Annotated in this window: 20 protein-coding genes; 13 read left to right on the top strand and 7 right to left on the bottom strand. The window is 67.3% G+C overall.

Annotated features, from left to right (window positions below):
- The first annotated feature begins 133 nt into the window (after positions 1-133).
- From coxB to DX912_RS08485, 5 genes are all read left to right on the top strand, one after another.
- Entirely contained in the window at positions 134-1,072 is a 939-nt protein-coding gene (gene coxB / locus DX912_RS08500; RefSeq protein ID WP_115842048.1) for a cytochrome c oxidase subunit II, read from the top strand.
- Between the two features lie 23 nt (positions 1,073-1,095).
- On the top strand, positions 1,096-2,712 hold the full coding sequence (gene ctaD, locus DX912_RS08495) for a cytochrome c oxidase subunit I (RefSeq protein WP_115842047.1): 1,617 nt from the start codon (positions 1,096-1,098) through the stop codon (positions 2,710-2,712).
- A gap of 69 nt (positions 2,713-2,781) precedes the next feature.
- Positions 2,782-2,916 carry a hypothetical protein gene (locus DX912_RS18695; protein WP_267896508.1) on the top strand — a complete coding sequence of 45 codons (135 nt, stop codon included), beginning with the start codon at positions 2,782-2,784 and terminating at the stop codon, positions 2,914-2,916.
- A gap of 5 nt (positions 2,917-2,921) precedes the next feature.
- Positions 2,922-3,521: a cytochrome c oxidase assembly protein gene (locus DX912_RS08490; protein ID WP_267896510.1), complete on the top strand. Its 600-nt coding sequence runs from the start codon at positions 2,922-2,924 to the stop codon at positions 3,519-3,521.
- A 39-nt stretch (positions 3,522-3,560) separates the two neighbouring features.
- Positions 3,561-4,439 (top strand): cytochrome c oxidase subunit 3, encoded by an 879-nt coding sequence (locus DX912_RS08485; RefSeq protein ID WP_115842046.1) that lies wholly within the window; start codon positions 3,561-3,563, stop codon positions 4,437-4,439.
- A 147-nt stretch (positions 4,440-4,586) separates the two neighbouring features.
- Here the strand turns inward: DX912_RS08485 and DX912_RS08480 are convergent, their stop codons facing one another.
- Complete coding sequence (locus DX912_RS08480) at positions 4,587-4,802, bottom strand: twin transmembrane helix small protein (protein ID WP_115842045.1); 216 nt, start codon at positions 4,800-4,802, stop codon at positions 4,587-4,589.
- A gap of 66 nt (positions 4,803-4,868) precedes the next feature.
- On the opposite strand from DX912_RS08480, the gene DX912_RS08475 reads away from it, so the two are divergent.
- The 5 genes from DX912_RS08475 to DX912_RS08455 are packed head-to-tail and all read left to right on the top strand — an operon-like array spanning position 4,869 to position 9,738.
- Entirely contained in the window at positions 4,869-5,591 is a 723-nt protein-coding gene (locus DX912_RS08475; RefSeq protein ID WP_115842096.1) for an SURF1 family protein, read from the top strand.
- Positions 5,592-5,600: 9 nt separating this feature from the next.
- Positions 5,601-6,233, top strand: a complete 633-nt coding sequence (locus DX912_RS08470; RefSeq protein ID WP_115842044.1) for a hypothetical protein — start codon at positions 5,601-5,603, stop codon at positions 6,231-6,233.
- Positions 6,234-6,282: 49 nt separating this feature from the next.
- A complete protein-coding gene (locus tag DX912_RS08465) occupies positions 6,283-7,443 on the top strand; it encodes a COX15/CtaA family protein (RefSeq protein WP_115842095.1) in 1,161 nt (386 codons plus the stop codon).
- A gap of 11 nt (positions 7,444-7,454) precedes the next feature.
- Positions 7,455-8,378: a heme o synthase gene (locus DX912_RS08460; RefSeq protein ID WP_425477920.1), complete on the top strand. Its 924-nt coding sequence runs from the start codon at positions 7,455-7,457 to the stop codon at positions 8,376-8,378.
- A gap of 28 nt (positions 8,379-8,406) precedes the next feature.
- Positions 8,407-9,738 (top strand): Xaa-Pro dipeptidase, encoded by a 1,332-nt coding sequence (locus DX912_RS08455; protein WP_325050563.1) that lies wholly within the window; start codon positions 8,407-8,409, stop codon positions 9,736-9,738.
- Between the two features lie 119 nt (positions 9,739-9,857).
- On the opposite strand, the gene DX912_RS08450 is transcribed toward DX912_RS08455, so the two are convergent.
- From DX912_RS08450 to rpsU, 6 genes are all read right to left on the bottom strand, one after another.
- Entirely contained in the window at positions 9,858-10,421 is a 564-nt protein-coding gene (locus DX912_RS08450) for a hypothetical protein (RefSeq protein ID WP_147298601.1), read from the bottom strand.
- A gap of 250 nt (positions 10,422-10,671) precedes the next feature.
- The gene (locus DX912_RS08445; protein ID WP_115842041.1) at positions 10,672-12,642 is read right to left on the bottom strand and encodes a S9 family peptidase; all 1,971 of its coding nucleotides are present in this window, start codon (positions 12,640-12,642) and stop codon (positions 10,672-10,674) included.
- Positions 12,643-12,741: 99 nt separating this feature from the next.
- Positions 12,742-13,251 carry a hypothetical protein gene (locus DX912_RS08440; RefSeq protein WP_115842040.1) on the bottom strand — a complete coding sequence of 170 codons (510 nt, stop codon included), beginning with the start codon at positions 13,249-13,251 and terminating at the stop codon, positions 12,742-12,744.
- Positions 13,252-13,348: 97 nt separating this feature from the next.
- A complete protein-coding gene (gene dnaG, locus DX912_RS08435; protein WP_115842039.1) occupies positions 13,349-15,121 on the bottom strand; it encodes a DNA primase in 1,773 nt (590 codons plus the stop codon).
- A 163-nt stretch (positions 15,122-15,284) separates the two neighbouring features.
- Complete coding sequence (locus DX912_RS08430) at positions 15,285-15,731, bottom strand: GatB/YqeY domain-containing protein (RefSeq protein WP_115842038.1); 447 nt, start codon at positions 15,729-15,731, stop codon at positions 15,285-15,287.
- A 210-nt stretch (positions 15,732-15,941) separates the two neighbouring features.
- Positions 15,942-16,157 carry a 30S ribosomal protein S21 gene (gene rpsU / locus DX912_RS08425; RefSeq protein ID WP_031371286.1) on the bottom strand — a complete coding sequence of 72 codons (216 nt, stop codon included), beginning with the start codon at positions 16,155-16,157 and terminating at the stop codon, positions 15,942-15,944.
- A 170-nt stretch (positions 16,158-16,327) separates the two neighbouring features.
- Between rpsU and tsaD the strand changes: the two genes are divergently transcribed.
- The 3 genes from tsaD (at position 16,328) to folK (ending at position 18,308) form a co-directional block, all read left to right on the top strand.
- The gene (gene tsaD, locus DX912_RS08420; RefSeq protein ID WP_115842037.1) at positions 16,328-17,365 is read left to right on the top strand and encodes a tRNA (adenosine(37)-N6)-threonylcarbamoyltransferase complex transferase subunit TsaD; all 1,038 of its coding nucleotides are present in this window, start codon (positions 16,328-16,330) and stop codon (positions 17,363-17,365) included.
- A gap of 87 nt (positions 17,366-17,452) precedes the next feature.
- Entirely contained in the window at positions 17,453-17,806 is a 354-nt protein-coding gene (gene folB, locus DX912_RS08415; RefSeq protein ID WP_115842036.1) for a dihydroneopterin aldolase, read from the top strand.
- Positions 17,807-17,825: 19 nt separating this feature from the next.
- Entirely contained in the window at positions 17,826-18,308 is a 483-nt protein-coding gene (gene folK / locus DX912_RS08410) for a 2-amino-4-hydroxy-6-hydroxymethyldihydropteridine diphosphokinase (RefSeq protein ID WP_115842035.1), read from the top strand.
- Positions 18,309-18,333: the final 25 nt, after the last annotated feature.

Below are 18,333 nucleotides of genomic sequence, written 5' to 3'. Positions count from 1 at the left end.
TTGGTTCCCTTTCTTGGGTCCCTCCTGGGCTGTGATGCCCGCTGCCTCCGGTCGCGGATGAGCCCGCAAGCCAAGCCGAACGGCTCAGCCAGTCCAGTACATCCAACTCAGCGTCTTTCTGGGGCTCGAACAGATGAAAGCCGGTCGTTTCAAGCAGTGGGGCGCGGGCATCGCCGCGATGGCGCTGCCGGTCCTTGCCAGTGCGCAGGCGGCCGATCCCAAGCGGTGGCAGCTCAACATGGGCCAGGGCGTGACCGTCCAGTCGGCCAACGCCTACAGCGCGCACATGTTCGCCCTGTGGGTGTGCGTGATCATCGGCATCCTGGTGTTCGGCGCCATGGCCTACGCCATGTTCAAGTTCCGCCACTCCAAGGGCGCGGTGCCGGACAAGGACTTCACCCACAGCACCAAGCTGGAAGTCATCTGGACCGTGGTCCCGGTCGTGCTTCTGGTCCTGATGGCGTTCCCCGCCACCAGCAAGCTGATCAAGATGTACGACACCCGCAACGCCGAGATGACCGTCAAGATCACCGGCTACCAGTGGATGTGGAAGTACGACTACCTCGGCGAGAACGTCGGCTTCACCAGCCGCCTGGACCGCAAGAGCGACCAGATCCGCCAGTCGGGCAAGGATGCGCGCGACGCCGACCACCCGCACTACCTGCTCGACGTCGACAACGTCCTGGTGCTGCCGACCGAGACCAAGATCCGCTTCGTGATCACCGCCGACGACGTCATCCACGCGTGGTGGGTGCCGGCGCTGGGCTGGAAGCAGGACGCGATCCCGGGCATCGTCAACGAGGCCTGGACCGATATCAAGGAGCCGGGCATCTACCGCGGCCAGTGCGCGGAACTGTGCGGCAAGGACCACGGCTTCATGCCGATCGTGGTCAAGGCCGTGCCGAAGGCCGAGTACCAGCAGTGGCTCGCAGCGCAGAAGGCGAAGAACGCCCCCGCGCCGGCCCCGGCTCCGGCCGCCACGCCCGCCGCTCCGGCCCAGCCGGAAGCGACCGCCCCGAATACCGACGCCACGGCCGCGACTGCTGAAAAGCAGGCGCCGGTCGCCGGCTGATCGTCCCGAATCCTGAGGTAGCCATGGCCGTCACGCACGCTGACACCCATCACCACGATGACCACGCCCACAAGCAGGGCTTCATCGAGCGTTGGTTCTTCTCGACCAACCACAAGGACATCGGGACGCTGTACCTGATCTTCAGCTTCATCATGTTCATCATCGGCGCAGGCATGTCGGTGGTGATCCGTGCGGAGCTGATGAAGCCGGGCCTGCAGTTCGTCGAACCGATGTTCTTCAACCAGATGACCACCGTGCACGCGCTGGTCATGATCTTCGGTGGCGTCATGCCGGCCTTCGTGGGCCTGGCGAACTGGATGATCCCGCTGCAGATCGGCGCGCCGGACATGGCGCTGCCGCGCATGAACAACTGGTCCTTCTGGATCCTGCCGTTCGCCTTCACGATGCTGCTGCTCACGCTGTTCCTGCCGGGCGGCGCCCCGGCCGGCGGCTGGACGCTCTATCCGCCGCTCTCGCTGCAGGGCGGCAGCAACGTGGCTTTCGCGATCTTCGCCATCCACATGATGGGCATCAGCTCGATCATGGGCGCGATCAACGTCATCGCCACCGTGCTGAACATGCGCGCGCCGGGCATCGACCTGCTGAAGATGCCGATCTTCTGCTGGACGTGGCTGATCACCGCGTTCCTGCTGATCGCCGTGATGCCGGTACTCGCCGGCGCCGTGACGATGCTGCTGACCGACAAGTTCTTCGCCACCTCGTTCTTCAACGCGGCCGGCGGCGGCGACCCGGTGATGTTCCAGCACATCTTCTGGTTCTTCGGCCACCCCGAGGTCTACATCATGATCCTGCCGGCGTTCGGCGTCGTGTCGGAGATCATCCCGACCTTCAGCCGCAAGCCGCTGTTCGGCTACCAGGCCATGGTGTACGCGACCGCGTCGATCGCGTTCCTCTCGTTCATCGTGTGGGCGCACCACATGTTCACCGTCGGCATGCCGCTCGGTGGCGAGATCTACTTCATGTTCGCCACGATGCTGATCGCCGTGCCGACGGGCGTGAAGGTGTTCAACTGGGTGACCACCATGTGGCGCGGCTCGATCTCGTTCGAGGCGCCGATGCTGTGGGCGATCGCGTTCGTGATCCTGTTCACCATCGGTGGTTTCTCGGGCCTGATGCTCGCCATCGTCCCGGCGGACTTCCAGTACCACGACACCTACTTCGTGGTGGCGCACTTCCACTACGTGCTGGTGACCGGCGCGCTGTTCTCCATCATCGCCGCCACGTACTACTGGTGGCCGAAGTGGACCGGCCGCATGTACAGCGAGGGCGCGGCGAAGTTCCACTTCTGGTGGACGATGATCTTCGTCAACCTGCTGTTCTTCCCGCAGCACTTCCTGGGCCTGGCCGGCATGCCGCGCCGCATCCCGGACTACAACGTCGTGTTCGCGGACTGGAACCTGGTCAGCTCGATCGGCGCGTTCGGCATGTTCGTCACGCCGTTCATGATGGCCTTCATCCTGTGGCGCTCGAAGGCCGTGGGCGTCAAGGCAGAAGCCCGCGCCTGGCCGACCGCGCGTGGCCTGGAGTGGACCGTGCCGAGCCCGGCGCCGCACCACACGTTCTCGACGCCGCCGGTCATCAAGGATGGCGATCTCGCACACGGCGACATTACGCATTGATGCGTTGAAGGTGCGGAGGTGTTCGGCCGAACGCCGGATCCTCCGCTCCGACACGTACAGGCACCGACCATGAACCAGCCCGCCCACAACCCCGACGAAATCGCAGCGCGCCGCAAGGCCGCGCGTCGCACGGCGTTGTGGGTGGCGGCGATCGCGGTGGCGGTGTACGTGGTGTTCATCGCGATGAACACGGTGGGCAAGTGAACGGCGTGCAGCACGAAACCGCACCGGCAGCGCCGGCGCGCAAGAGCGCAGGCCTTGCGAAGATGGTCGTCGTCGCGATCGGCGCGTTCGCACTGACCTTCGCGCTGGTGCCGCTGTACCGCATCGCGTGCGAGAAGGTGTTCGGCATCCGTCTGGAACGCACCGCGTCGGAAGGCGTCCAGGACGCGACCGCCGCCGCGAAGCGCGTGATCACCGTGCAGTTCGACGGCGGCGTCAATTCGAAGCTGCCGTGGGACTTCTCGCCGAACCAGGTCACGATGCAGGTCGTGCCGGGCGAGCTGTACGAAACCACGTACCACGCGCGCAACACCTCCGAGCGCACCGTCGTCGGCAGCGCCGTTCCGTCGGTGGCCCCGGCGCGCGCGTCGGGCTACTTCAGCAAGACCGAATGCTTCTGCTTCACCGCCCAGACGCTCAAGGCCGGTGAAGTGCGCGACATGCCGGTGCGTTTCATCGTCGATCCGAACCTGCCGGCCGACGTGAAGACCATCACCCTGTCGTATACCTTCTTCAAGAACGACACGCTCACCGCGCAGGCGCAGGGAACGGCACAGGCCGCGCCCGTCCCGCTGTCGGCACCGTGACCCTTTCCTTGCAATCGCATCACTGACTGGAACGCCGACATGGCCCAATCCCACTCGCCGGACGCCAACACCTACTTCGTGCCGCATAGCAGCCGTTGGCCGTTCCTCGGATCGATCGCGCTGTTCGCCACCATGCTCGGCATCGCCAGCTGGTTCAACGAGGTCAGCTGGGGCAAGACGATGTTCTTCGTCGGCATCGCGCTGATGATCGGCGTGCTGTTCGGCTGGTTCAGCGACGTCGTGCGCGAGTCGGTGCGCGGCAACTACAACAAGCAGGTCGACACCTCGTTCCGCATGGGGATGATCTGGTTCATCTTCTCGGAAGTGATGTTCTTCGGCGCCTTCTTCGGCGCGCTGTTCTACGCCCGCCAGTACGCGATGCCGTGGCTCGGCGGCGAAGGCGACGGCGTGATGACCAACTCGCTGCTTTGGCCGGGCTTCTCGGCTGCGTGGCCGAGCAACGGGCCGGGCGATGTCGGCGGCGTGTACCAGACGATCCCGGCGTGGGGCCTGCCGCTGCTCAACACGATGATCCTGCTCACCTCGGGCATCACCGTCACCGTCGCGCACCACGCGCTGAAGGCCGGTCACCGCAAGCAGCTGCTGGTCTTCCTCGGCCTGACCGTGCTGCTGGGCGCGCTGTTCCTGTACTTCCAGGCGGAGGAGTACATCCACGCCTACACCGAGCTGAACCTGACGCTGGGTTCGGGCATCTACGGCTCGACCTTCTTCATGCTCACCGGTTTCCACGGCGCGCACGTCACGCTCGGCACGATCATGCTGGCGGTGATCTGGTTCCGCTGCCTGAAGGGCCACTTCACCAAGGACAACCACTTCGCGTTCGAAGCGGTCGCCTGGTACTGGCACTTCGTCGACGTGGTCTGGCTCGGCCTGTTCCTGTTCGTGTACGTGCTGTAAGCAGGGATTGGAGATTCGGGATTCGGGATTCGCAAGAACGACAGCCCGGATCTCCAACGCAAAAGGCGACGGCATTGCCGTCGCCCTTTTTGCTTTTGCGAATCCCTAATCTCTAATCATGAATCCCGAATCACGAATCCCGGCGCGTCACGGCCCGCCGTGGAACTTGATCCAGCCCATGTAGTTGGCGAGCACGACCAGCAGGATCAGCGCGACGGACAGCGCGATGCGACGGGTGAGCGCGTTCACCGTACGCTTGCTCTCGCCCTTGTCCACGAGCATGTAGTAGAGGCCCGCGCCCAGGTTCCACAGGATGACGATCAGGAAGGCGATGATCAGCAGTGTCTTGAGCGAATCGTTCATGGCGGCCTCGAGCGCGCCCCCGGCTGGGGCGTGCCGGCCATTATGGCGCCGCGCGGCGGGGAAGTCGTGAGCCGCACGCGTACGCTCGTCGTCGGCTGGAGCGCGGCGCTGGTGGCGATCGCGCTGTTCGCCAACCTTGGCCTGTGGCAGTCGCGCCGCGCCGTCGAGAAGCAGGCGATGCTCGATGCCGCCGCCGCGGTGATGGCCGATCGCACGCCGCGTCCGCTGTCGCTCGCCAGCGACCCCATCCGTGCGCGCGACTACGACTGGGCCGTCGGAAGCGGCACGTTCGACGCGCGCGATGCCCTGCTGCTCGACAACCAGCAGCGCAACGGCCGCGCCGGCGTCCGCGTCTACCGCATCTTCGTGCCGGCGCAGGGCATGCCGATGCTGGTCGACCTCGGTTGGCTGCCGCTGTCGGGCGATCGCAAGTTGCCGCAGGTGCCGAACCTCGACGGCACGATCGAACTGCGCGGGCTGCTCGTGCCGCCGCCGTCGACCGGCCTCGCGCTCGGCCCGGCGCTGGTGAAGCAGGGCGATGCGTGGCTGATGACGCGCGTCGACCTCGCCGCCATCGCCAGCGAAACCGGCCTCTCCGTGCCGCTCGCGCCCCGCGTGCTGCGTCTGGATCCCGCGCTGCGCATCGGCTACGAGCGCGACCTGGAGCTGCTGCCCAACACGCTTCCGCCGGACCAGCATCGCGGCTACGCGCTGCAGTGGTTCGCGCTCGCCGCCGCGGTGCTCGCGACGGCGCTGGTCCTCACTTTCCGCAAGCGCCGTCGGCCATAAGGAGTTCGCATGAGCGACGACACGACCCCGAACGACATCCGCAATCGCAACCGCAATCGCACGCTGTTGCTGCTGCTGTTCGCGATGTTCTTCGGCAGCATGCTGATCGCCGGCGCGCTGCGCTTCTCCGGCTGGCGCCCGTCCGGCACGAAGAACGTCGGCGAACTGCTCGATCCTCCCGGCGACGTGCGCGCGCTGACGCCGCGCCTGCTGTCGGGCGGCGATTACGCGTGGAAGGCGAGCGAGCGCACATGGCGCATCGTGGTCGCGCCGCCGGCCGATTGCGGCACCGAATGCGCCACGCTGGCGCGCGAGATCGAGACCGTCTGGCAGCTGTTCGGCAAGGACGCGGACGACGTGCACGTGCTGTGGCTGTGCCCGACCGACGCCTGCGCCTGGCCTGCCGGCGTCCCGCAGCCGTCCACGCTGAAGCTGCTCGCACCCGACGCCCAGCTCCGCGCCGGCCTGCCGCGCGTGGACGACACGACCGTCGCGGCCACCAACGCGAGCGTGAGCGCCAGCGGCCGCGGCGTTCCGGCCTACGTGATCGACCCCTACGGCTTCGTGATTCTGCGCTACGCTCCCGGCTTCGATCCGTCCGGCCTGCGCACGGACGTCGCCCGGCTGGTCAAGCTGAAGTGACCGGCACGCGACGAAGGAACAACGACAGGTTCTGATGAGCAGCATGACCATGCCCACCGAAGCCCGGGCCGGCTCGCGCCCCGCGGTTTACCGACATTTCCATCGCCTCGCTTGGCTGGCCGTCGCGCTCGCGTTCGGCGTGATCGTGTTCGGCGCGTTCGTGCGCTTGTCCAACGCCGGCCTCAGCTGCCCCGACTGGCCGACCTGCTACGGCCGCGCGGCGTGGCCGACCACGGCGCATCAGGTCGTCGACCACGCCGCCACCGCGATCCGTCCGGTCGAAGTGCACAAGGCGTGGCGCGAGCAGTTCCACCGCATGATCGCCGGCATGCTCGGCGTGCTCGTGCTCGGCCTGGCGCTGCTCGCCGCGCGCCGTCGCAAGTACGGCGTGGTGCAGGTGATCGCCGCGTCGGTGCTGGTCGGCATCGGCATCCCGCTGTACATGCACGGCGAGCACGTCGCCGCCTCCGTGCTCGCCATCGCGGGCGAAGCGATCCTGCTGTTCGCCGCGCTGCGCTGGAGCAACGTCGACCTCGCGCGCGTGGCGTCGATCACGCTCGCGGTGATCATCTTCCAGGCGCTGCTGGGCATGTGGACGGTGACGTGGCTGCTCAAGCCCATCGTCGTGATGGGCCATCTGCTCGGCGGCCTGCTGACGTTCTCGCTGATCCTGTGGATGGCCTGGCGCGCGACGCACATCCCGATGCGCCTGGCCGAAGCGCAGCTCGTGCGCCGTCTGGTGATCGCCGGCGTCGTGTTGCTCGGCGTGCAGATCGCGCTCGGCGGCTGGACCAGCGCCAACTACGCCGCGCTCGCGTGCGGCAACGATTTCCCGACCTGCGTCGGCCAGTGGTGGCCGCGGCACGACTTCCGAGAAGCGTTCGTCCTGTGGCGCGGCATCGGCGTGGATTACGAGGGCGGCATCCTCGACGGCGAGGCGCGCATCGCGATCCAGCTCGCGCACCGCATGATGGCGATGGTCGTGTTCGTCTACCTGCTGTGGCTCGCGGTGCGCCTGATCCGCACGCCGGGCATGCGCGGCTGGGCGACGCTGCTGGGCTTGCTGCTGTTCGCGCAGATCGGCCTCGGCATCGCGAACGTGAAGCTCGGCCTGCCGCTGTCGGTCGCGGTGATGCACAACGCCGGTGCGGTGCTGCTGCTGTTCGTGCTGGTGTCGCTGCTGGCGCGCCTGCGCCAGCCGGAGCCGTGATGTCCGCCGCCATGCCGAAGGCCACCGCCAAGCAATACTGGGACCTCACCAAGCCGCGCGTGGTCGCGCTGATCGTGTTCACCGCGCTGGTGGGCATGTTCCTCGCGGTGCCGGGCCTGCCGCCGCTGCGCGAATCGGTGCTGGGCTTCCTCGGCATCTGGCTCGCGGCGTCGAGTGCGGCGGCAATCAACCAGCTGCTGGACTCGCGCATCGACGCGAAGATGGCACGCACCTCGTGGCGCCCGATCGTCGCAGGACAGATCACGCCGACTCAGGCGCTGGTGTTCGCGCTGATCCTCGCCGCGCTGTCCATGGTCATTCTGGTGGTGTGGGTGAACACCATCACCGCGATCCTCACCTTCGCCTCGCTTATCGGCTACGCGGTGATCTACACCGTGTACCTCAAGCGCGCGACGCCGCAGAACATCGTCATCGGCGGGATCGCGGGTGCCGCGCCGCCGCTGCTGGGCTGGGCCGCGATCACCGGCATGACCGGCGAATGGGACTGGCCGCACGCGCTGCTGCTGGTGCTGATCATCTTCGTCTGGACGCCGCCGCATTTCTGGGCGCTGGCGATCTTCCGCCGCGCCGACTACGCGCGCGCGATGGTGCCGATGCTCCCCGTCACGCACGGCGTGGAATACACGCGCTGGCAGATCCTGTTCTACACGGTGCTGCTGGTCGTGGTGACGATCCTGCCGTGGGCCGCGGGCATGAGCGGGCTGTTCTACCTCGGCGGCGCGCTCGTGCTGGGCGTGGTGTTCCTGGGTTACGCATGGCGCCTGATGAACCCGCCGGACGAGATGTACGCGATGAAGGTCTTCAACTATTCCATCGTGTATTTGATGGCGCTGTTCGCCTTCCTGTTGCTGGACCACTGGCTGATGCCGCTGCTGCAGCCGGCGCCGGTGATGGAGTTCCGGCCGCAACCCTGATCCGAACTTCGAAACACGAGACCGCCGAATGACGCGCAACCGCTTCCGCTCCGCCCTGATGTCGTTGTCCGCCGGCCTCGTCGCCGCCACCTCCGGCGCATTCGCGCAGGCACCGCAACTCATCGAACCGGGCGCCCAGGCGGGCGAGGTCGTCGTCACCGCCGATCGCCTGCTCGACGTGCGCAGCGGCCGCATGATCGACCGGCCGCAGGTTCGCGTGCGCGACGGCCGCATCGTGGAGGTCGCGCGTGCCGGCGCCGCATTGCCGCCGAACGCGCGCGTGATCGACCTGCCGGGCATGACGCTGATGCCGGGCCTGATCGACATGCACACGCACCTGGACGCCGATCCCACCTACGGCGGCTACACGGGCCTGCAGTTCAACGACCGCTTCTGGTCGATGATCTCCGTCGGCAACGCGCAGCGCACCTTGCTGGCCGGATTCACGACGATTCGCAACGTCGGCTCGGACGCCTGGAACGACGTCGGCCTGCGCCAGGCGATCGACGAAGGGAAGATCACCGGGCCGCGCATCGTCACGGCGGCGTACTCGTTCGGCGCCACCGGCGGGCATTGCGATTCGACCTTCTTCCCGCCGTCGATGAACCAGAAGAGCCCGTACAACGCCGATTCGCCCGAAGAGGCGCGCCAGCGCGTGCGCGAGCTGCGCAAGTACGGCGCGCAGGTGATCAAGATCTGCGCGACCGGCGGCGTGTTCTCGCGCAACACCGAGCCCGGCCAGCAGCAGATGAGCTACGCCGAGATGAAGGCCGTCGCCGACGAAGCGCACCAGTGGGGGTTGAAGGTCGCCGCGCATGCGCACGGCACGGCGGGCATCAAGGACGCGATCCGCGCCGGCGTGGACACGATCGAGCACGCGAGCCTGATCGACGACGAAGGCATCCGCCTGGCGAAACAGCACGGCGCCTGGCTGTCGATGGACATCTACAACACCGACTACACGCAGGCCGAAGGCAAGAAGAACGGCGTGCTCGAGGACAACCTGCGCAAGGATCGCGAGGTCGCCGACATCCAGCGCGAGAACTTCAAGCGCGCGCATGCGGCCGGCGCGAAGATGGTCTTCGGCACCGACGCCGGTATCTATCCGCACGGCGACAACGCGAAGCAGTTCGCGGTGATGGTGCGCTATGGCATGACGCCGCTGCAGGCGATCCAGTCCGCGACGGTGAACGCTTCGCAGGCGCTGGGCCGAGAAGACGTCGGCGTGGTCGAAGCCAACCGCTGGGCCGACCTCATCGCCGTCGCCGGCGACCCGACGCAGGACGTGACGCTGCTGGAGCGCGTGCCGTTCGTGATGAAGGGCGGCGTGGTGGTGAAGCAGGACGCGATGGCGCGCTGAGTCGCTTGAAACCCGAAGCCCCTCTCCCATCGGGAGAGGGGTTGGGGTGAGGGGCAACGAAGTGGCTGCGCCGGAACTCGCAATGCGGTGAAGCGCTGCGCGGCAGCGAAAGGCGCTGCTTACTGCGCCGCAATCCTCGGCGACAACTCCGCATCGATGAGCGGCGTGGACGACGGCAGGCGCGTCGGGTCGAGCAGCGCGGCCATCGTCGGATCGGCCGGATACGCCGTTCCGTCGAACTCCAGCGCGACCGTGCCGGCTTCATCGCCGCTGCCGACATTCACCAGCAGGTCGTGCCAGCCGCGGCTCGTCCGCGCGCCGATGGCGATCGGGGCGCGCACCGACACCGACTGGCCGACGAGCTTGTAACCGTCCTTCCCGCCGTGGAAGACCAGCAGCGTGCAGCCGTCGGCCTGGCACCAGTTCTGGTCGTCGAGGAGCATCAGCAGATCCTTCTTGCCGTCGCCGTCGAGGTCGGCCATCGCGTCGGTGCGGGCCGGGACCTCGCGGATGCTGCGCGACGCGAGGAAGGTCTCCAGCGCCTTGTCGGCCAGGGCCTTTTCGTTCACCGGCGCCGGAAGCGGCGCGCTCGCCTGCGCATCGCTGCGCGCGTTCGTGCTGCAGCCGGCACACGACAGCGCGACCAGGGCAAGCGCCGTGGCCAACGTGAATGGGGTACGCATGATCAGCTCTCCACCGAAGCTGAGGCGAGCTTGCGCCCGCTTGCGTGGTGGCGGAGTGAGCACGGGAAGCGGCTTGGAGCGGCCGCGGACAGCGTGGGAGCTATCCGCCGTCATTCCCGCGAAGGCGGGAATCCATGCGTCCGATCCCGTTCCGCCATTCGAAGACGGTGACGCACGCAAGCATGGATCCCCGCCTTCGCGGGGATGACGGCAGGGGCGGGAACGACGCGCCGCTGCGGACCGCGTCCGATCACTTCCCCAGCAACACCTGGTCCCAGAACAGCATCGTCGCCGCGTTGAAGTAATCCACGTTGGTCTTCTTCTTGAAGCCGTGGCCTTCGTCGTCGTACAGCAGATACCAGACCGGCTGGCCGTTCGCGCGCACCGCCTTCACGATCTGCTCGGCTTCGGTGTACGGCACGCGCGGGTCGTTCTTGCCCTGCGCAACGAACAGCCTCGATGCGATGCGGTCGGCGTGATTGAGCGGCGAGATCTCGTCGAACACCTTCGCCATCGCGGGATCGCGTTCGTCGCCGTATTCCGCGCGGCGCAGGTCACGGCGATAGCTTTCGGTGTTCTTCAGGAACGTGCCGAAGTGCGAGATGCCCACGATGTCGACGCCGGCCTTGATGCGATCGCTGTAGTGCATCAGCGAGGCGAGCACCATGTAGCCGCCGTAGCTGCCGCCGTACACGCCGACGCGCGAAGCGTCGAGGTCGGACTGCGTCGCGATCCAGTCCAGCAGCGCGCCGATGTCCTTGACCGAATCCTCGCGTTTCGCGGCATTGTCGAGGCTCAGGTACGTCTTGCCGTAGCCCTCAGAACCGCGCACGTTCGGCAGCAGCATCGCGACGCCGAGTTCATTCGCCAGGAACTGCGCGGTCGGATTGAACAGCGGCAGCGATTGGCCTTCCGGTCCGCCGTGGATGTTGATCACGACGGGAATCTTCTTTCCTGCAGGCACGTTCGCCGGGCGGTAGTAGAACGCGGGGATCTCGCGCGGCTTTCCATCGACGGTGTCGAACGTCGGGTAATGCACCAGCGTCGGCGCGACGAACTTCGATGCGTCCAGTCCGCCGACTTCGCTCTGCGTCCAGCGCGCGAGCTTCGCGCCGGCCAGGTCGATCACGTAGACGTCGCTCGGCGAGGTCGCCGAGTTGAGCGTCACCGCAAGGCGTTTGCCGTCAGGCGAGAAGCCGAGGTTCACCACGACGCCGACCGGCAACTGCGGCAGCTTCACCTCGCGATGCGAGGGCAGCGAGAGCACGTGCAGCTTGTAGATGCCGTCCTCGTTCGTCGTGTACGCAAGATGCTTTCCGTCGTCTGCGATCGCCAGATCCGCGACGTCCCACTGCGTGGAGCCGGTAAGCACCTCGAACTTCCCGGTCTTTGGATCGTGATGGCGCAGCGTCAGGAACTCCTGCGGCTTGCCGTCCACCGGTTCGTCGGAGATGTAGTAGACGCCGCGTCCGTCGGGCGCGTATTTGAAGTCCTTCAACGACGCCTTGCCGCCATCGACCGGGAACATCGTCAGCTTGCCGCTGGCCACGTCGACCACACCGGGGTACGACTCGGCGGCGGAGACGTACTTCATCACCAGCAGCTCGCGGCCATCGGGCGAGAAGTCCATCGCGTTCCACTGCCCGCCTTCGGTGACGAGCACGCGCGGCTTGCGCGTGGCGAAATCCATCACCCACACGTCGGTGTCCTTTCCGTTGCGCGCGGTGCTGCTCCACGCGAACTGCCTGCCGTCATGCGAGAACAGCGGTCCCTGGTTGCGCGCCTTGCCGTCGGTGAGCAGCGTGGTTTCGCGCGATGCCAGATCGAACCAATGCAGCTGCCAGAACTCGTTTCCGCCGACGTCCTTGCCGAACACGAAGCCGTCGAGGTTCGAACGCGACGGCGCCGCCTCGATCGCCGCGAGCGGTTCGGGATAGAACGTCAGCTGCTCGCGCATGCCCATCGGCGCGCACACGCGATGCGCCTGCGCGGTCTCGGCGAAGCGCGTGCTGATCAGCAGGCAGTCGTCGCTCCAGCCGGCGAACGTCGCGCCGCGCGTGTTCTGGTAGCGGCTCAGGCGTTCGGTCAGTTCGGGCGGAATCGCGGGGATGTTCTCGCTGGTGCGATTGCCGACCTGTTCGCGTGCCACGGCGGGCGGGGCCGTCTTCTTCTGCGCGATGGCCGGCGTGGCGCAGGCGAGGAGCAGGGCGGACAGGAGCATGGAACCACGTGGCGACATGGGCGTTCCCCGGATGGAAAGCCCGAGCTTAGCCCGCGCCGCCTTTGCCGCGCCGGGCCGCTGTCGCGAATGCGGCCGGCGTCAGGCCGCGCGGCGTGAACGCCGCCAGAGCGCGCGGGCGCCGAACCGCACCGCTGCCGAGAGCCCGGCGAACACCAGCGCGACGATCAGCGGCAGCACGCCGCCGAAGGTGAAGGCCATGCCGGCGACGAAGCCGGCGATGCATTCGGCGCGATACACCGGCGCCAGGATCGCCACGCCGAACAGCCCGGCGAAGAGCGCTTGCGTGATGCCCTCGGCGCCGAGCTTGAAGCCTGTCGCCATCGCCATGCCATACAGGAACGAGACGATCAGGCCGGCCCACATCGCACGCGTGACGCCGCCCAGTCGGCGCGCGCGCCAGCCGAACGCAAGGCCAACCGCCGGCAACGTCAGCAGCCCGAGCCAGTTCGAGATGGCGGGCATGTCCGCGCGGTTGAGCAGGTGGTGGCTCTGCACACCGCCGCCGGACCATTCAAGCGCCAGCTGCACGCAGGCGTAGAGCAGCCCGGCCAGCGCGGGTATGAACAGCAGGTGGGACGAAGACGGCATCGGACACGCTCCCATCAGGATGACGCCACTGTCGCCGTCCGCGATCGTGATCGCCCATGCAGGAAGTGCGGATGACCTTCCGCCCACCCGCGCGTCGTCAGTGGCGACTCAACATCCGCAGCGACAGCAGCTCGCGCAGCTCCTGCTTTTCCGCGTCGACGAGCGACGTCATGCGCGCCTGCAGCGATTCGATGCGCGCCTGCAGCGCCTGCGCATCCAACCGCGCGATGGCGTCCAGGAACGCCTGCTGCCGGCGGTCGGCGTCGTCGAGCACGCGCGCATCCAGCGGCGTCGACGCGGTGGTTTCCACCGCACCGGCGGTGGCGAGTTTGGTCAGCGCCGGCGCTTCGCTGCGATCGGCGAAATGCTCCAGCACCATGCCGGTGGAGATGTCGGGGCGCTGGTGCACCAGTTCGATGATCTCCACCAGCAGGCCGATGCCGGGCTGGTCGAGCGAGGCGAAATGCAGCGACGCCGGCAACGCGAGCGCCACCTGCGGCTGCTGCATCAGCATCGTGATCGCGCTGCGCACCAGCGACGGTTTCGAGCCATGCGGCGCGTTGCCGGCCGCACGCGCGCGCTGCGCGGGAACGTGAGTTTCCGGCGTGCTCGCGCGTGCGCCGACGCCGGTGAGTTCGGTGAGCCGCTGCTTCATCAGGTCGCCGAATGCTCCGTCGGGAATCTGCGCCAGCAGCGGCTTGGCGCGTTCGGCCAGACGGCCCTTGCCTTCGAGCGTGTGCAGGTTGACGTCGCTGGACAGCGAATCGAAGAAGAACTGCGACAGCGGCGTAGCCTGCTTCAGGTGCGCTTCGAAACCCTCGCGGCCTTCGTTGCGCACCAGCGAATCCGGATCCTCGCCGTCGGGCAGGAACAGGAAGAACGCCTGGCGGCCGTCCTTCATGCGCGGCAGCACCGATTCGACCGCCTTCCACGCGGCGCCGCGACCGGCGCGATCGCCGTCGAAACAGAAGTAGACGTCGGGCGCGTTGCGGAACAGCAGCTCCGCGTGGTCGGGCGTCGTCGCGGTGCCGAGCGTGGCGACCGCGGTCTCGAAGCCGTTCTGGAACAGCGCGATCACGTCCATGTAGCCTTCGACGACGATCAGGCGCTCGATCCTGCTGTTCGCCTGGCGCACCTGCCACAGTCCGTAGAGTTCGCGGCCCTTGTGGAAGAGCTCGGTTTCCGGCGAATTGAGGTACTTCGGGCCGTTTTCCTTTTCGAGCACGCGGCCGCCGAACGCGATCGTGCGACCGCGTCGGTCATGGATCGGGAACATCACGCGATCGCGGAACTTGTCGTAGACGTGGCCGCGATCGTTCTTCGAGAACAACCCGCCGCGTTCGAGCAGCTTCATGCGTCGCGGGTCGGTGCCCAGCGCATCGCGCAGCGCGTTGAAACCATCGGGCGCATAGCCGAGCGAGAAACGCGCGCGCGTCTCGGCATCGACGCCGCGGCTGTCGAAATAGCCCAGTGCGCGGCCGTTGCTTGCCAGCTGTTTCTGGAAGAACTTCGACGCCGCATCGAGCGCGCCGTACAGATCCTGGCTGTCGGGATTCGCATTGCGCTGGTGCGTGTCGCGCGGCACTTCCATGCCAAGACGTTTGGCGAGTTCTTCCACCGCGTCGAGGAACTCGAGGCGGTCGTAGTTCATCAGGAAGCTGATCGCGGTGCCGTGCGCGCCGCAGCCGAAGCAGTGGTAGAAGCCCTTCACCGGCGAGACGGTGAAGCTCGGCGAGCGCTCGTCATGGAACGGACAGCGCGCCGAGTATTCCTTGCCCTGGCGCTTGAGCTGCACGCGCGAGCCGATCACCTCGACGAGGTCGGTGCGCGCGAGCAGGTCATCGATGAAAGCGTCGGGGATGCGGGCCATTGGACGGTAAGGATGCCATGCGGCCGTACAACTCCCTCCCCTGCAAAGCAGGGGAGGGTTGGGGAGGGGTGAAGCCACTCGCGAGAAGGTTCGGCGCTTCGCGCCTCTCGACCCCCTCCTAACCTCCCCCTGCAAGCAGGGGGGAGGGGCGCAGCTGCGGCAATCAGTTCGCCAGACGCTTCTTCACCAGCGCCGACACCTGGCCCATGTCGGCCTGGCCGGCGAGCTTGGCCTTCAGCGGGCCCATGAGCTTGCCCATGTCGGCCGGGCCGGTGGCGCCGGTTTCGGCGATGGCGGCGTCGATCGCGGCCAGGATCTCGGCCTCGCCCATCTTCGCGGGGATGTAGCGCTCGATCACGACGATCTCGTCGCGCTCGACCTGCGCCAGGTCCTCGCGGCTGGCGGCTTCGTACTGGGTGACCGAGTCGCGACGCTGCTTGACCATCTTGTCGAGCACGGCGATGACCGCGGCGTCGTCCAGTTCGATGCGCTCGTCCACTTCCTTCTGCTTGATGGCGGCGTTGATCAGGCGGATCACGGCGAGGCTGTGCTTGTCGCCGCCCTTCATCGCGGCCTTCATGTCGTCGGTGAGTCGCTGCTTGAGGCTCATCGGGCTGCTCCTTGGCTGAGGATCGCGCGGCGGGCGCGCGGAATCGGGGTGATGAGGGCCGGACCGGGCATCCGGCGATGGCCCGGGTACAGGGCGGTCATCGTCCGAATCCGAAATCCGGAAACACAAAAAGCCGGCAGCGCAGGGCGCGGCCGGCTTGTGTGATGCGTCCGGGAGCAGGTCGCGCGGTGCGCGGACCCGCTAGGGCGATCAGTACAGGCGCTGACGCTTGGTCACGTCGCGCGAGGCGCGGCGCGCCTGGCGCTTCACCGCGGCTGCGGCCTTGCGCTTGCGTTCCTGGGTCGGCTTCTCGTAGAACTCGCGCTTGCGGGTCTCGGCCAGGACACCGGCCTTCTCGCAGGTGCGCTTGAAGCGACGCAGAGCAAACTCAAAAGGCTCGTTTTCGCGGACTTTGACGCTGGGCATACGTAATCTCGTTTCGGTAACCGGCCCGGGCAGGCCGGGGAAGAGCCGCGCATTATAGCGGCGGCCTTCTTGAAGGTGCAACATAGGGCCCTACTTTGGATGCAGGTCCTTGAATCCACACGCTTCCGGTCCCTCGGAAGCCGCCCTGCGCCCCCTCCCGGAAGTCCATCTTGAAAGTCCTCGGCATCGAAACCAGCTGCGACGAGACCGGTGTGGCCGTCTACGACACCGAATCCGGCCTGCGCGCGCACGCCCTCTACAGCCAGATCGCCCTGCACGCCGAATACGGCGGCGTGGTACCCGAACTGGCCAGCCGCGACCATGTGCGCAAGTTGCTGCCGCTGGTCCGCGAAACCCTGCGCGAAGCCGGCATGACCACCTCCGACCTCGATGGCGTGGCCTACACGGCCGGCCCCGGGCTCGTCGGTGCGCTGCTGGTCGGCGCGGGCGTGGCCCGCTCGATGGCCTGGGCGCTGGACGTCCCGGCCATCGGCGTCCATCACATGGAAGGCCACCTGCTGGCGCCGCTCCTGGAGGACGACCCCGAGCGCGGCCGCCCGGAGCCGCCGTTCGTGGCGCTGCTGGTCTCCGGGGGCCACACGCAGCTGGTGCACGTGGAGGCGATCGGCCGCTACCGGCTGCTCGGCGAAACGCTGGATGACGCGGCCGGCGAGGCCTTCGACAAGACCGCCAAGCTGATGGGCCTTCCGTACCCGGGCGGCCCCCAACTCGCGGCGCTGGCCGAGCAGGGACGCCCCGGCATGTTCAGGTTCGCCCGGCCGATGACCGATCGCCCCGGCCTCGATTTCAGCTTCAGCGGCCTGAAGACGCAGGTCCTGCTGGCGTGGAAGGACAGCGACCAGGGCGACGAGGTCCGCGCCGACATTGCGCGCGGCTTCGAGGATGCGGTGGTCGATACGCTGTCGATCAAGTGCGAACGCGCGCTGGATGCGGCCGGCTGCGACACGCTCGTCGTCGCCGGTGGCGTGGGCGCGAACAAGCGCCTGCGCGCGAAGCTCGACGAGATGACGCGCAAGCGCGGCGGCCGCGTGAGCTTCCCGCGCCCGCAGTTCTGCACTGACAACGGCGCGATGATCGCCTACGCCGGCGCGCTTCGGCTCGCCGCCGGGCAACATGGCGACCTCGCGGTGCGCGTCACGCCGCGCTGGGACATGGCGTCGCTCGAGGCCGTGGTTCATGGTTCGTGATTTGGTGATTCGCGAGCGCAACGGCGCATCGGGTTAAGCTTTCGCTGTTCGAATCACGTATCCCCAATCACGAACCACGGCCTTCCCATGGACCACGTCTTCATCGAAGGCCTCGAAATCGAGGCGCTGATCGGCATCTACGACTGGGAGCGCCGCATCCGTCAGCCGCTCGTGTTCGACATCGAGATGGCCTTCGACAACCGCATTCCGGCGGCGACCGACGCGATTGCCGACACGCTCAACTACAAGGCGGTGAGCAACCGCATCGTCGAGTACGTGTCGCAGTCGAGTTTCGAACTCGTCGAAACACTGGCCGAGCGCGTGGCGCAGATCGTGATCACCGAGTTCGGCGTGCAGCGCGTGCGACTGAAGCTGAGCAAGCCTGGCGCGGTGCGCGGCGCGCGCGCGGTCGGCGTGATGATCGAACGTTCCGCGTCCTGACATCGGCACCGCGTTCCGCATGAGCCGCGCCTACCTGAGCCTGGGCAGCAACGTCGATGCCGTAACGCACCTGCGTGCGGCCGTGCGCGCATTGCGCGAGCGTTTCGGCGAGGTCGTGATGTCGCCGGTGTACCGCACGCGCGCGGTCGGTTTCGACGGGCCCGATTTCCACAACGCCGCGGCGATCATCGAGTCCGACCTCGATCCGCACGCGCTCAACGCCTGGCTGCACGCGCTGGAAGACGCGCACGGCCGGGACAGAAGCGGGCCGCGTTACGGCGACCGCACGCTCGACATCGATATCGTGCTGTTCGACGGACTCACGCTCGAAGGCGCGGGCAATCTGCGCATTCCGCGCCCGGAGCTGAAACACGCGTTCGTGCTGCGTCCGCTGGCGGAGATCGCGCCCGACGTCGTCGTGCCCGGCACTGGTCGCACGTTGGCGCAGCTGTGGGCCGCCCATCCCGAACACGGCGCGACGCTGGAAACGGCGCCGCTCTGAGCGACGCGGACCGCGCCGGCCGTCC

It is taken from the genome of Lysobacter soli (assembly GCF_003382285.1).
GTDB lineage: Bacteria > Pseudomonadota > Gammaproteobacteria > Xanthomonadales > Xanthomonadaceae > Lysobacter_J > Lysobacter_J soli.
The sequence above is the reverse complement of the archived record's forward strand: the minus strand, read 5'-3'. Positions and strand labels throughout refer to the sequence as shown.

Bases quoted from the DNA above. Each gene is read 5' to 3' on its own strand.
- coxB (WP_115842048.1), top strand. From the start codon at position 134: ATGAAAGCCGGTCGTTTCAAGCAGTGGGGCGCGGGCATCGCCGCGATG.
- ctaD (WP_115842047.1), top strand. From the start codon at position 1,096: ATGGCCGTCACGCACGCTGACACCCATCACCACGATGACCACGCCCAC.
- DX912_RS18695 (WP_267896508.1), top strand. From the start codon at position 2,782: ATGAACCAGCCCGCCCACAACCCCGACGAAATCGCAGCGCGCCGCAAG.
- DX912_RS08485 (WP_115842046.1), top strand. From the start codon at position 3,561: ATGGCCCAATCCCACTCGCCGGACGCCAACACCTACTTCGTGCCGCAT.
- DX912_RS08480 (WP_115842045.1), bottom strand. From the start codon at position 4,802: ATGAACGATTCGCTCAAGACACTGCTGATCATCGCCTTCCTGATCGTC.
- DX912_RS08470 (WP_115842044.1), top strand. From the start codon at position 5,601: ATGAGCGACGACACGACCCCGAACGACATCCGCAATCGCAACCGCAAT.
- DX912_RS08465 (WP_115842095.1), top strand. From the start codon at position 6,283: ATGCCCACCGAAGCCCGGGCCGGCTCGCGCCCCGCGGTTTACCGACAT.
- DX912_RS08460 (WP_425477920.1), top strand. From the start codon at position 7,455: ATGCCGAAGGCCACCGCCAAGCAATACTGGGACCTCACCAAGCCGCGC.
- DX912_RS08455 (WP_325050563.1), top strand. From the start codon at position 8,407: ATGACGCGCAACCGCTTCCGCTCCGCCCTGATGTCGTTGTCCGCCGGC.
- DX912_RS08450 (WP_147298601.1), bottom strand. From the start codon at position 10,421: ATGCGTACCCCATTCACGTTGGCCACGGCGCTTGCCCTGGTCGCGCTG.
- DX912_RS08445 (WP_115842041.1), bottom strand. From the start codon at position 12,642: ATGCTCCTGTCCGCCCTGCTCCTCGCCTGCGCCACGCCGGCCATCGCG.
- DX912_RS08440 (WP_115842040.1), bottom strand. From the start codon at position 13,251: ATGCCGTCTTCGTCCCACCTGCTGTTCATACCCGCGCTGGCCGGGCTG.
- dnaG (WP_115842039.1), bottom strand. From the start codon at position 15,121: ATGGCCCGCATCCCCGACGCTTTCATCGATGACCTGCTCGCGCGCACC.
- DX912_RS08430 (WP_115842038.1), bottom strand. From the start codon at position 15,731: ATGAGCCTCAAGCAGCGACTCACCGACGACATGAAGGCCGCGATGAAG.
- rpsU (WP_031371286.1), bottom strand. From the start codon at position 16,157: ATGCCCAGCGTCAAAGTCCGCGAAAACGAGCCTTTTGAGTTTGCTCTG.
- folB (WP_115842036.1), top strand. From the start codon at position 17,453: ATGGACCACGTCTTCATCGAAGGCCTCGAAATCGAGGCGCTGATCGGC.
- folK (WP_115842035.1), top strand. From the start codon at position 17,826: ATGAGCCGCGCCTACCTGAGCCTGGGCAGCAACGTCGATGCCGTAACG.